Raw genomic sequence first — 12,553 nt, 5'->3', positions numbered from 1 at the left:
GCGGTTCTCGTACGAGATCTCGGACGGGCTTTCGTGCGGGTGGGGGTGATCACGCTGCTGGACCTCCAGTCACTTGACGGCTCCACTGGTGATTCCGGACACGATCTTTCGCTGGCCGACGAGGAACACGGCGACCATGGGCAGGCTCATCACCACGACGTACGCGAAGACGAGATGCCAGTTGTTGAGGTAGAGCTGGGCGCTGGCGACCTGGTAGAGGTTGAGCGGCAGGGTCGCCCGGTCTCCGCCGCCGAGGACGAAGAACGCGTAGAAGATGTCGCTCCAGGCGTAGAGCATCACCATGATCGTCGCGGTGGCGATCACCGGCCGGAGCAGCGGCAGGACGATCCGCCAGAAGATCCGCGCCGGCGTCGCCCCGTCGATCCTGGCCGCCTCCTCCAGCTCCATGGGGATGGCGCGGATGAAGCCGGTCATGAAGAAGATCGACGTCGACAGGTACATGCCGGTGTAGACGGCGATCATGCCGGGGCGGGTGTTGGACAGCCCCAGCTGCCGCAGCTCCATCACGATGGTGATGACGGCGGGCGGCAGCAGCAGTCCGCTGATGCACAGCGCGTACGCCGCCGAGACCAGCTTCGACTTGCGCCGGGCGAAGACCCAGGCGGCGCCCGCGCCCAGGATCAGCACCAGGACCACCGAAGGCACCACGACCAGCAGCGAGTTGAGGAAGCCGCGCAGCATCTCGCCCTGGCTGACGGCGTCCGCGTAGTTGCTCGCGGGCTGCCACTGCCCGGGCAGGTCCAGGTTCGGCTTGATCGCCTCCGCCTGCGGCTTGGCCGAGGTGACGGCGACCAGCCACAGCGGCACGCCCACGGCCAGCGCGGCGAGCAGGACGACGAGACAGGGGCGGCCGTACCGCCACACCGCGGTCACAGCATCTGCTCCCTTCGCCGGAGCCCCACGACCAGCGGGATCGCCACGGCGACCACCACCAGGAACAGGACGAGGCTCATCGCGGAGGCCTGCGCGTACAGGCCCTGACCGAAGATCCGGAACATGTAGATGTTGAAGACCTCCGTGGAAGCCGCGGGGCCGCCGCCCGTCGTGGCCTGCACGATGTCGAAGGTGTTCATCGAACCGATCAGCGCGGTGGTGACGTTGAAGGTGACGGCCGGCGCGAGCATCGGCCAGCGCACCGACCAGAAGGTCCGCCAGGGCCCCGCGCCGTCGCACTTCGCGGCCTCCAGCATCTCGCCGGGGATGCCCTTGAGCCCGGCCAGATAGATGAGCATCGACAGGCCCATCCACTTCCACCCGTGGATGAGCGTGACGATCACCAGCGTCCAGGTCGTCGAGCCCAGCCACGGGATGTCCGTGCCCAGAACGGAGTTGACCGCCCCGTCCTGGTCGAGCAGCGCCTGGAAGACGTAACCGGTCGCCAGCGCCGAGATCAGCACCGGCAGGAAGAAGACGGCACGGAAGAACCGGTTGAAGCGGCTGTCGTCCTCCAGCAGCAGCGCCAGCACGAGCCCGAAGCCGTTCTGGAACAAGGCCGCCAGCAGCGCGTACACCAGGGTCGTGCGGATCGCCCGCAGCAGTGAGCCGTCCTCGGCGATGGTCCTGAAGTTGTCCAGGCCCGTGAAGGCGATGTCCGCGTGGTACGAGGACCAGTTGGTGAACGGGTAGTAGAAGTTCAGCAGGTTGGGCACCAGGAAGAAGGCCGCGAAGACGACGATCGCGGGGAGCGCGAACCACCAGGGGTGGTGCACGGCGGCGCGCGGCAGCCGTCCCACGCCCTTCGGTGCGCCTTGTGCAGCAGGCTGCTTGCGCGTACGTACGACCGTGTCCGCCATGGTCAGAACCCGGGGGCGCCCTGGGCCTTGGCCACCTGCGCGAACTGGTCCTGGATCGCCTGCGCGACCTGCTGCGGGCTCTTCTTGCCGAAGATCATGTCGGCCAGGTAGAGGTGGGTGTCGGGGGCGACGATCGCCTTGGCCTGGAAGACGCCGATGGCCTTGGGCAGGGCCGCGACCTGGGCCTTGGACGCCTCGGGCAGCCCGTCGGGAGTGGGCACGGACGGCTGCACGGACGGGATCTTCATCGTCTTGATGTAGTCCGGGTAGTCCGGTCCGAGCCAGAAGGCGAGGAACTGCCGGGCCGCGTTCTGCCGCTTGTCGTCACCGGTCTTGAAGGCGACGACACCGTTGGTCTGGTCGGGGGAGTACAGGCCGGTGGCCGAGGAGTTGGCGACCGGGAACCAGCCGATCTTCTTGTCCAGCTCGGCGGTGGAGTACTTGGCCTGCAACTGGCTCTGGAAGGACGTGACGTTGAGGACCATGCCGGCGTCGCCCTTCCACAGCGCGTCGGCCTGCCCGGTGAAGGTGCCCGTCCGGTAGTTCTTCTGGGCGAGCCCCGCGTCGAGCAGCTTCTCCTTGTACTTCTTGATCGCGCCGATGACGACCGGGTCGGTCCACTTCTTCTTGCCGGCGTTCAGATCGGCCCACCACTGCCGGTCGAGGTCGGTGAGCTGGACCTGCATCTGCCACTGGAGCGGCCACTTGTCGCCGCCGGCCTCGTAGAAGGCGGCCGCGTCGGTCTTGTCGACGACCTTGCGGCCGAGGGCGAGCAGCTCGTCGTAGGACTTGGGGAAGTCCTTCTCGCTCAGCCCGGCCTGCTTGAAGACGTCCTTGTTGTAGTAGACGCCGAGCATGGCGGGGCTGGTGACGATCGCCGCGTACCGTTTGCCGTCGATGACGCCGAGGGACCTCTCGGTGTCGCCGAGCTTGGCCTCCCAGGGCTCCCCGTCGAGGGTCAGGAGGTTCTGCTTGGGCTGGACGAACGGCAGCGTGGAGATGGACGGCTGCCAGAACATCAGGTCGGGGCGGTCGCCGGAGGCCAGCTTCGTCGGCACGTTCTGCTCGTAGAGGTCCGGGATCGCCTGGGTGTCGACCTTGGCGCCGGTGGCCTTCTCGAAGGCGTCGATGACCTGCTTGGGCGCGGTCACCGTGTTCTGCGCGGTCCACATGGTCAGCTTCACGCCGTCCAGCCGGGCGGTCGGATTCACCGCCGTCCGCTTGGCGTCCGAACCGTCCGAACCGGAGTCCCCGGCGGTCGGGTCGCTGCACGCGGTGGCGGCCAGGCCGGCGGCACATATCAGCGCCAGGGCGGGGAGAGCTCTTGTCTTCATCGTGTGCCTTTCCGGAGCAGGCGGTTCGGTTCAGAAAGCGGGACTCGCAACTGCTGGGCTCGTTCGGATTGTTCAGGCGTCGGCGGTTCAGACGTCGGCGGGCGGTGGCCCCGAGCTCTCCCGCACCACCAGTTCCGGCACGGACACGGGATGCGGGGCGACCGGCGCGGACTCCTCCAGCACGCCGTGCAGCAGGGCGAACGCGGACCGCCCGAGGCCGGTGAAGTCCAGGCGTACGGTCGTCAGGGACGGGGTGAGGAAGGCGGAGTGCGGGGCGTCGTCGAAACCGGCCACGCTGACCTCGCCCGGTACCGAGCGGCCGGTCTCGTGCAGGGCGCGCAGCACGCCGAGCGCGAGGTCGTCGTTGCCGCACAGGATCGCGGTGACGGACTGGTCCTTCGCCAGCTTCAGCCCGGCGGCGTGACCGCCCGTCGGCCCCCAACTGCTCTGCACCGGGCGGGGTTCCGGGGCGCCGGCCTCCTTCAGCGCCTGCCGCCAGCCGCTGGTGCGGGCGCTGGTGCGGCGGGTGCTGGACGGGATGGCCACGTAGTGCACGGTCTGGTGGCCGAGGGAGAGCAGGTGGCTGGTCGCCTGGTAGGCGGCCTCGCGGTCGTCGGTCCACACCCACGGGCGGTCGCCGCCCGGCGGGCTCGCCGGGGTCTCGACCACGCCCACGACCGGCAGCCCGGCGGGCACGGCTCCCAGGGCCCGGACACCGGCCGGATCGTAGGCGATCGCGATGATCCCGCCGCCCGCGTCCGCCGCGCGCTGCACCTGCGCGGCGACGGCCGCGTCCTCGGCGGATTCCAGCACCCCGATCCCGACCGCGTACGACGCCGCGCGGGCGGCCTCCTCGATGCCCTGGAGGATCGAGGCGTAGCCGTAGTGGGTGGTGTTCGCGGTGAGCACGGTCACGGCCCGGCTGCGCCCGCTGGCCAGGGCGAGGGCGGTCGCGTTGCGGCGGAAGCCCAGTTCCTCGATGGCGGCGAGCACCCGCTCCCGGGTGGACGGCCGGACGCTGGGATGGCCGTTGATCACCCGAGAGACCGTCTGGTACGAGACCCCCGCGGCGGTCGCGACGTCCCTGATGCTCGCCGGGCGCCTTGTGTGACCGGTCACATTCATGCCAGGATTGTGACCGGTCACACTTGGGTCGTCAAGAGACCGTAACGAGGGATTCATGCGGGCCTCCGCTCCCCGAGGACGGGGCGAGGTCAGGAGGGGGAGCACCTTGACCGGCACGGCGGATGCGGCGCACATGGCCTCCAACCGGCGGCAGGACGAGTTCAGTTGGGGGCATCGAGCCCTCCGGGCCGCTTTCGCGGTCGCCGCCGACGGGACCCTGCGGCTGGTCCGGCTGTCCCACCCCGACGACGAGCGCTCCGCCACTCCGCACTCCGCGCTCCCGCTCGTGGAGCTCACCGCCCTCGGCCACGGCACCGGCTGGTCCGGCCCCCGCTTCACCGGCACGGCCTTCGGCGCCCGGCTCGCCTACCGAACCCACCGCACGGGCAGACGCGACGGCTGGGAGTGGCTGACCGTCGAACTCCACGACCCGGACACCGGATTGACGGCGTCCGTCGAGCTCACGTCACCCACCGCACTGCCCGTCCTCCGCTCCCGCGTCCGGCTCCGCAACGAGGGCCAGGAGCCGCTGGTCGTCCAGTCCGTCAGCAGCCTCCTGCTCGGCGGCCTGCCCGCCCCGGACGCCCTCGACGTCCACCGGGCCCGCAACGACTGGCTCGCCGAGTGCCGCTGGTACACCGAGCCGCTGCGCGCCGCCGTCGCCGACATCCACGTCGACGCCCACCAGCACGACAGCCGGGCCGCCCTCTCCCTCACCGGGCGCGGCAGCTGGCCCACCGACGGCCATCTCGCCATGGGCGCGCTGACGGAGCGGGCCGGCGGCCGGGCCTGGGTGTGGCAGGTCGAGTCCCCGGCCGGCTGGCGCTGGGACCTGGGCGAACGCGCACACGGCACCTACCTCGCGCTGAACGGCCCCACCGACGCGGAACACCAGTGGCGCCTCCGGCTCGCCCCGGGCGAGGAGTTCACCACCGTCCCCGGAGCCCTGGCACTCGGCTCCGACCTCGACGCCGCGATGGGCGCCCTGACCTCCTACCGCCGGGCGGTCCGCCGCCCGCACCCGGACCACACCGCCCTCCCCGTCGTCTTCAACGACTACATGAACACCCTGATGGGCGACCCGACCACGGCCAAGCTCCTGCCTCTGATCGACGCCGCCGCGGACGCCGGCGCCGAGTACTTCTGCATCGACTCGGGCTGGTACGACGACGACACCCAGGGCTGGTGGGACAGCGTCGGTGCCTGGCAGCCCTCGCCGCGCCGCTTCCCCGACGGTGGCATCCAGGCCGTCCTGGACCGGATCCGGGAGCGCGGGATGGTGCCCGGACTGTGGCTGGAGCCGGAGGTCGTCGGAGTGCGCAGCCCCGTCGCGGCCGAACTGCCCGACGAGGCGTTCTTCCAGCGCGACGGCGTGCGCCTGGCCGAACAGGGCCGCCACCAGCTCGACCTGCGGCACCCCGCCGCCCGCGCCCACCTCGACAAGACCGTGGACCGGATCGTCGGCGACTGGGGCGTGGGCTACCTCAAGCTGGACTACAACATCGTGGTCGACCCCGGCACCCAGGCACCCGGCGACCTCGCGCCGGGAGCCGGGCTGCTCGGCCACGCCCACGCCTACCTGGACTGGCTGGCCGGCGTACTGGACCGCCACCCCGGACTCGTCGTGGAGAACTGCGCCTCGGGCGGCATGCGCATGGACGGCGCCACCCTGGCCGTCGCCCAGCTCCAGTCCACCAGCGACCAGCAGGACCCCCTGCGCTACCCGCCGATCGCCGCCGCGGCGCCGACCGCCGTCCCGCCCGAGCAGGGCGCCGTCTGGGCCTACCCGCAGCCCGAGTTCGACGACGGCCTGACGACGTGGACCCTGGGCGGGGCCCTGCTCGGCCGTATCCACCTCTCGGGCCATCTCGACCGGATGTCGGAACACCAACTGGCCCTCGTACGGGACGCGGTCGCGGTCTACAAGTCGATCCGCGGGGACCTCGCGCGGGCCCTGCCGTTCTGGCCGCTCGGACTGCCCGGCTGGACGGACGAGTGGCTGGCCCTGGGGCTCTCGGTCCCCGGTGACCGCACGGCGTACCTGTCGGTCTGGCGCCGCGGCGGACCGGCCGAACTCCACGTCCCCGTCCGGCACCTGGCGGGCCGGACCGTCCGCGCGGACGTCCTGCACCCGTCCTCAGCGGGGGCGGGCACGGCCGTCTGGGACGGGGACGGGCTGACGGTGTCCGTGCCGCGCACGCCCGGTGTGCTGCTGATCGGGCTCACGCAGGAGGGGTAGGCCAGGACGGGTGGGCGGGGCCCCGGCGTCAACGGCCTACGGCACTGCCCTCGCGGACCGCGTTGCGTTCCCGCGCCTGCTGATGTGCGTCCCGGCGGAACGCCCAGGCCATCTCGGGCTCCATCACCCAGCGGAACAGCCGCCGCACCGGCGGGGTGCACAGCGCGGTCACGAGCACCGCGGCGAAGACCGTCACCACGACCACGCCCACGGGCCCGTGGACCCACGCCGGCTCGTACCAGCCCCAGAACTTGGACCCCTGGGCGACGAAGCCGTGCAGCAGGTAGCCGTACAGCGTCCCAGCGCCCAGCACCGTGAACCACGCCCGGCGCCCGGGCACCCACGCGAGGAAGCAGGCCACCAGGACCAGCGAACAGCCGAAGGTCACCAGCGTCATCACGGGCCCGTACCAGGCGGGCGCGGCGAGTTCCTCGGCGCTGTCGCGGTGGTAGAACCAGGCGCCGGTCATCCGCGGGACCGCCCAGTACGCCGCCACGACCGCGGCGGCGAAGACCGGCACGGCCAGCACCCGCACCGAGCGGCGGCGCACCAGCCGGAAGTGCTCCGGCTTCAGCAGCAGACCGAGGACGAAGTACGGCAGGAACTGAAGGGTGCGTTGCAGGTCGAGGTCGTTGCCGACGGACGGCGAGAGCGTCGCCAGCATCGCGATGACGAGGGCGAGCGGCAGCGGCCACCGCACGCGCCGCCACACCGGCGTGGTCAGCCGCCAGATGAACAGCGCCGCCAGGAACCACGTCAGATACAGCGGATCCAGCAGGCTGACGGGCCGGTCGGGCTCCTGGTCCGTCCATCGCGTGAACAGCGTGTACGCCGTCTCGAAGACGACATACGGAACGGCGAGCCCGGTGACCAGGCGCCTGATCCGCCCCGGGCTCGCGTCGAAGGAGCGCGAGAAGTAGCCGGAGATGACGATGAACGCCGGCATGTGGAAGGCGTAGACGACCATGTAGAGCGCGCTGACCGCCCGGCTGCCGTCCCGCAACGGCTCCCAGGCGTGCCCGATCGCCACCAGCACGATCGCCAGGTACTTGGCGTTGTCGAAGAACGCGTCGCGCTGCCCGGCCGGCTTCGGCGGGGCAGCGGACTCGCGCGACGTGCTCGCCCCGGCCTCGCCGCTCGTGTTCGACACGGTCCGCATGCGCAGTGTGTCCTCGCTCATCACGCCTCCCACGCAGGGGGCGGGGAACCGGGACGGGCGCATACGCGTCTTGCCGGTGTTACGGCGGTGGGGTGCCGGTGCGACATCCCCGCCGCCTGACCACTGCGGGGCGACGCAAACCGCTTTCGGCGTGGATGTCGCGCGGATCACACCCACGGTGACGATGCCGCCGCGCCGGACGGTGACGGTGCCGCCGCGCCCACTGGTGGGGAGCGCGCCGGCACCGTCGCACACGGCCCGGTCAGCTCGCCGAGCAGGCGGCGCCGTTCAGCGTGAACGCCGTCGGGCTGGGGTTGGCCGTCGCCCGGGTGGCCGTGAAGCCGAGGGTGACCGAACCCGCCGCGGGGATCGTCGCGGTGTACGGGGCTGCCGCGACGCTGACCTCGGAGCCGCTCTGCGTCGCCGTGCCGCCCCAGAGGTTGGTGATGCGCTGGCTGTCCGGGAAGGTCCAGCGCAGCGTCCAGCCGTTGATCGCCGAGGTGCCGGTGTTGCGCACGGTGATCTCGCCCTGGAACCCGCCGGGCCAGCTGCTCGTCACCCGGTAGCCGACGCCGCAGGCCGCCGTTGAGCCGCCGGAGGAGGTCGTGAACGTCACCGTGGCCGAGCGGGGCGAACGGTTGCCGGCGGCGTCACGGGCGTAGACGGCGAAGGTGTAGGAGGTGGCGGGGGACAGGCCGGTGAGGGTGGCGGTGGTCCTGGCCGTGGTGGTGGCGACCGTCTCGGTGCCGCCGCTGACCCGGACGACGTCGTAGCCGGTGACGCCCGTGGCGTCGCTGGCGGCGGACCAGGTCAGGGTGGCGGACGAGGAGGTCACCCCGGAGGCGGTCGGGGTGCCGGGGGCCGTCGGGGGAGTGGTGTCGCCTCCGCCCAAGGAGTAGATCGCGGCCTCCTTGGCGGTGGCGGCGATGCCGTTCGCGCCGTTGAAGAGCCGCTGCCCCCAGCTGGTGAGCCGGTCCGGGTCGAAGTTCGTGACCATGTCCAGGTACTCGACGCCGCCGCTGTTGCCGCTCCAGGACCAGCCGAGGTAGCCCAGGCGGAGCTGCTGGGCGACGGCCAGGATGGTGTCCTCGTCGGGGTTGCCGTCCGAGTGGTCGTGGCCGAACTCGCCGACGACGATGGGGAGTTTCGCCGTGACGAAGCGGTTCAGATAGTCGGTGATCTCGGCGGCGGTGTCGAAGACGCCGTACATGTGGATCGAGAAGATCGTGTTGGCGTCCGGGTCGGCGGCGAAGACCGAGGCGGCGTTGTCCCGCATGGTGAACGCCCAGTCCTGGCCCCAGTTGGGCGCGTCGACCATGATCGTGTGGTCGAACCCGGCGGTGCGGAGCTTCTGGATGGCCGCCTTGGTGTCGGCCGTCCAGGCCGTGTAGCCGATGTTGCCGTGCGGCTCGTTGCCGATGTTGACGATGACGTAGTCCTCCTGACCGGTCAGCGCGCTCTGCACGCTGATCCAGTAGTCGGCGGCGCGGGAGAGCGTGACGGCTCCGCTCTGTTCGCCGTACCCGGTGGTGTCGTGCACCTCCAGCACACAGATCAGCCGGTTCTGCTTGCACTGGGAGACAACGTTCGCCACGTCGGCGGTGTCGTTGCGGGTCCAGCGGTCACCGCTGGAGAGGACCACGCGGACGGTGTTGGCGCCCTTGGCCTTGATGTGCGCGAGGGAGCTGATCCGGTCCGGGAACCAGGTGTGGGCGTGGTTGACGCCGCGCATCACGAAGTCGTTCCCGGACGCCTCCAGCAGCCGGCCGTTGTCGATACGGAAGCCGCTGGGGGCGGCGTGCGCCGGTGTGCCGAGGGAGAGGAAGGAGAGCAGGAGGCCGAGGAGGGCGACGGCCACGGTGGCCACGCGCGAGGTGGGGGCGGTGCGGGGTCTCATGGCGGCTCCAGAGGTGGGGGTTGGATGAGGCGGGGCCTGTTCCGGGTCGCGTCCAGTCCTGGGGAGGGAGCGGCGAGTGTGCTGCCGGGGCCGGTCCTGGTCCGTGCCGGGTGTCAGGCGGCGGAACTCTTCGCCGTGCACGTGACGGTCGCCGCCGGAGCGCCGGCCGTTGCCGGGGTGGTGGCGACGAAGCCGAACGTGGCGCTCGCGCCGGGCGCCAACGCGCCGTTCCACGCCGCGTTCGTGATGGTGGCCGTACCGTCCGCGGCCGTGCTGAGGGTGCCGTTCCAGACCTGGCCGACGCGCGCGCCGTTCGCCGGTACGACCATCGCGGTCCAGGCCGAGACGGCGGACGCGGACGTGTTCGTCACGGTCACCTCTCCCTGGTAGCCGCCCTGCCACGAGGAGACGGCCCGGAAGCGCGCCGTACAGGCCGCGGGTTCCCCCGGGTTGCCAGGGCCCTGCGGGACGCCCGCGTCGAGGACCGCCGCCAGGGCCGGGAACCAGCGGGCGGCGACCTTGTCGTCGCCGGAGGCGTTGGGGTGCACCCCGTCGTAGGTGTCCGTGGCCGTGCTGAAGCCCGTCCACTGGTCGACCACGGTGATCGGGGAACGTGCGGTGCTGGTCGCCCGCGCCCAGTCGGGGATCCGCGCGTTGAAGTCGACGACGCGCTGCGCACAGGCCGTACAACTGCTCGGGTTCAGGGGGATGAGCTGCGCGACGAGAATCCTCATGTCGGGATTCGAGGCCCTCATCTGCGTCACGAGCTTGGTGTAGGCGGCGAGGATGCGGTCGGGGGTGATGCTGCTCCACACGTCGTTCGTGCCGTAGTGCATGACAACGATGTCCGGGTGTGTGGCCGCGAGCCTGCCCGGCAGCAGGTTCTGATCGGCCACATTGGTCACCAGCTCACCGCCGTGTCCCTCGTTGTCGCCGTCGTGCGCCTGTCCGCAGCCCTGCGGCGGGAGGGTGCCGACGAAGTCGATGTCCGTGTACCCGCTGTTCAGCAGCCGGTTCCAGAGCACCGCTCGCCAGCAGCCCGGCGAGCCGGTGATCGAATCGCCGAGCGGCATGACGCGGACGGGGTCCGCCGCCGGTGCGGCCGTGGCCCGGGGCGCGAATGTGAGACCGAGGGGGAGGAGCAGTGTCGCAAGGAGGCCGAGCACCGGGATGATTCGTAAGCGCGAAGACGAGCGGCGGGTTCTGCGCATGGTGATCCCTTCCCTGGGTGAGGTGGGAGCGCTCCCATGCATCAAGCCATTGTTGTCATTGATGCGTCAAGAGGGGCGGGCCAGGACGGGGCGCTTGCCGTGGACAAAGCCGGCAAGATCTTGTGGCGCCGGGCGGCGGGGGACGGCGCCAAGGACCGTAACGCCATCTCGGAAGCCGCCTTCAAGGATCTGTTCTACGCCAAAGGCAAAGTTGGCGCGTTCGTCGTCGACGGGCGTACCGGACGAACGGTCAGCGCCGACGCGGGGATTGTCCCCGATCTGGTCAACGCCTACGCCGCGCTGGTCTACACCGACACCGGCGCAGAGGTCCACCACGCGAAGCGCTGACGCGGAGGGTCTCCTTCGTCCTGGGCCGACTGCCCTCGAACAGGCCCGTTCAGCGGGCAAGTTCACGCCTGTCCACGTTCGCGGCAGACCCGGACGTACTCGGCGCGGAGCGGCTCCGCCGTACGCACCGGGACGGCAGCCCCGGACGGCCGCACCCCGCCGATGACGACCCGGTCCTCGTGGCTGTGGACACAGCGGACCTTGTCGGTGGCGAACAGGTCCGTAACGAGGGAGCGCGAGCGCAGCGCCTCGGTGCCGAAGCCGGGATCCGGTCGGGGCCGGTCGCGTGCCTGACCGCCATGGGCGACCTCCGTGATGCGGATTACGCGGATTGCCCGGGCCGCGCCCGGTCGTTGAGCGCGGCTGCGTACGCGTGCAGAGCCAGGCCCTGTCCCCAGGGCTGGATCATGTCGGTGCGGATCACCGAATAGCCGAAGGGAATGAGCTGAAGGATGGTGCCGGCACTGGTGCGGGTGAGGGTGCCGTCGGGCGTCACGTACGCGTGCAGGCCGGCGAGGGCGCGCCAGGCTGCGGCCCGCAGCCGGTCGGGCTCGATCCCGAGTGCGGCGGCGCGGAACATGGCGGCGGCGATGCCTGCCGCGGCCGAGGTCTCGAGGATGCCCCTGTTCTCCGGCTGGCCGTCGACCAGGACGTCCCAGACGCCGTGCGCGGGCTGGTGGTCCGCGAGCGCGAGGAGCTGGCGGCACAGGATGCCGCGGACCCGCTCGCTCGTCTCGCCGTGACACCGGTCGGCCTCGAGGTACTCCACGGAGGCCAGGGCCGCCCAGGCGTTGGCCCGGCCCCAGTGGCACCAGATGGTGCTGCCCTGGTGCGAGCCGTGTGCGTACAGCCCGGTCTCCGGGTGCTGCAGGATCCGGGCGTGGGCGAGGATCTGCTCGCCCGCCTCGGCGATCAGCTCGGAGCGGCTGGTGTGCACGCCGCAGTGGATCAGGAACGCGCCGGCCATGAAGACCGTGTCCGCCCAGACCCCGCCGGGCCAGTGCTCGATGGCGCCGCCCGGGTCGCGGGTGAGGACGCCGTCACGGCGCAGCCACCGCAGCAGCCGCTCGCAGCCGTCCTTGTAACGCCGCTCGCCCGTCAGCCCGTACAGATCGGCGCATGCCGTGCCCGGCGCCAGATCGTTGACGTGTCCGAGCTCGATGCCGCTTAACAGATGGCCGTCGATGAACTCGGCCGCGAAGGGATGCGGCGGCCGGCCGGTGGCCTCGGCGAGGCGCAGCATGCCCTGGAGCACCACGCCCTCGCCCCAGAACCACTGGCGCAGCCCCATTCCCGCCGCCCGCGCGGCGATCCGCTCAGCGGTCGCCGCGAGCAGTCCGGGCGTCAGGTCCCGCTGGTCGGCAGGCATCAACGGCGGCCCGGCCAGGGCCGCCTGGCTCACGTCGAGACCGTGCCCGCCGTTCGT

The 12,553-nt window shown here is 71.2% G+C and carries 10 protein-coding genes; 2 read left to right on the top strand and 8 right to left on the bottom strand.

The window, feature by feature from the left end; genetic code table 11:
- Window positions 1-69 precede the first annotated feature (69 nt).
- From ACIBNA_RS14180 to ACIBNA_RS14165, 4 genes are all read right to left on the bottom strand, one after another.
- Complete coding sequence (locus ACIBNA_RS14180) at window positions 70-894, bottom strand: carbohydrate ABC transporter permease (RefSeq protein ID WP_399165481.1); 825 nt, start codon at window positions 892-894, stop codon at window positions 70-72.
- Complete coding sequence (locus ACIBNA_RS14175) at window positions 891-1,814, bottom strand: carbohydrate ABC transporter permease (protein WP_399165480.1); 924 nt, start codon at window positions 1,812-1,814, stop codon at window positions 891-893. Before ACIBNA_RS14175 ends, ACIBNA_RS14180 begins: the two co-directional genes overlap by 4 nt.
- 2 nt (window positions 1,815-1,816) lie before the next feature.
- Window positions 1,817-3,148 carry an ABC transporter substrate-binding protein gene (locus tag ACIBNA_RS14170; protein ID WP_399165479.1) on the bottom strand — a complete coding sequence of 444 codons (1,332 nt, stop codon included), beginning with the start codon at window positions 3,146-3,148 and terminating at the stop codon, window positions 1,817-1,819.
- An 87-nt stretch (window positions 3,149-3,235) separates the two neighbouring features.
- Window positions 3,236-4,273: a LacI family DNA-binding transcriptional regulator gene (locus ACIBNA_RS14165; RefSeq protein WP_399165478.1), complete on the bottom strand. Its 1,038-nt coding sequence runs from the start codon at window positions 4,271-4,273 to the stop codon at window positions 3,236-3,238.
- A gap of 133 nt (window positions 4,274-4,406) precedes the next feature.
- Here ACIBNA_RS14165 and ACIBNA_RS14160 point away from each other — a divergent pair, with 133 nt between their 5' ends.
- Entirely contained in the window at window positions 4,407-6,512 is a 2,106-nt protein-coding gene (locus ACIBNA_RS14160; RefSeq protein WP_399165506.1) for an alpha-galactosidase, read from the top strand.
- A 28-nt stretch (window positions 6,513-6,540) separates the two neighbouring features.
- On the opposite strand, the gene ACIBNA_RS14155 is transcribed toward ACIBNA_RS14160, so the two are convergent.
- The 3 genes from ACIBNA_RS14155 to ACIBNA_RS14145 form a co-directional block, all read right to left on the bottom strand.
- Entirely contained in the window at window positions 6,541-7,692 is a 1,152-nt protein-coding gene (locus ACIBNA_RS14155; protein WP_399165477.1) for an acyltransferase family protein, read from the bottom strand.
- Between the two features lie 241 nt (window positions 7,693-7,933).
- Entirely contained in the window at window positions 7,934-9,568 is a 1,635-nt protein-coding gene (locus ACIBNA_RS14150; protein WP_399165476.1) for a cellulase family glycosylhydrolase, read from the bottom strand.
- 113 nt (window positions 9,569-9,681) lie between these two features.
- The gene (locus tag ACIBNA_RS14145; RefSeq protein ID WP_399165475.1) at window positions 9,682-10,779 is read right to left on the bottom strand and encodes a GDSL-type esterase/lipase family protein; all 1,098 of its coding nucleotides are present in this window, start codon (window positions 10,777-10,779) and stop codon (window positions 9,682-9,684) included.
- 36 nt (window positions 10,780-10,815) lie between these two features.
- Here ACIBNA_RS14145 and ACIBNA_RS14140 point away from each other — a divergent pair, with 36 nt between their 5' ends.
- Complete coding sequence (locus tag ACIBNA_RS14140) at window positions 10,816-11,127, top strand: hypothetical protein (RefSeq protein WP_399165474.1); 312 nt, start codon at window positions 10,816-10,818, stop codon at window positions 11,125-11,127.
- 322 nt (window positions 11,128-11,449) lie between these two features.
- Here the strand turns inward: ACIBNA_RS14140 and ACIBNA_RS14135 are convergent, their stop codons facing one another.
- Window positions 11,450-12,529, bottom strand: coding sequence for a glycoside hydrolase family 88 protein (locus tag ACIBNA_RS14135; RefSeq protein ID WP_399165473.1), 1,080 nt, complete (start codon window positions 12,527-12,529; stop codon window positions 11,450-11,452).
- Window positions 12,530-12,553: the final 24 nt, after the last annotated feature.

It is taken from the genome of Streptomyces sp. NPDC050164 (genome assembly GCF_044459945.1).
GTDB classification, from domain to species: domain Bacteria; phylum Actinomycetota; class Actinomycetes; order Streptomycetales; family Streptomycetaceae; genus Streptomyces; species Streptomyces coeruleorubidus_A.
Note: the sequence above shows the minus strand (reverse complement) of the source record. Positions and strands in the feature narration are given on the sequence as shown.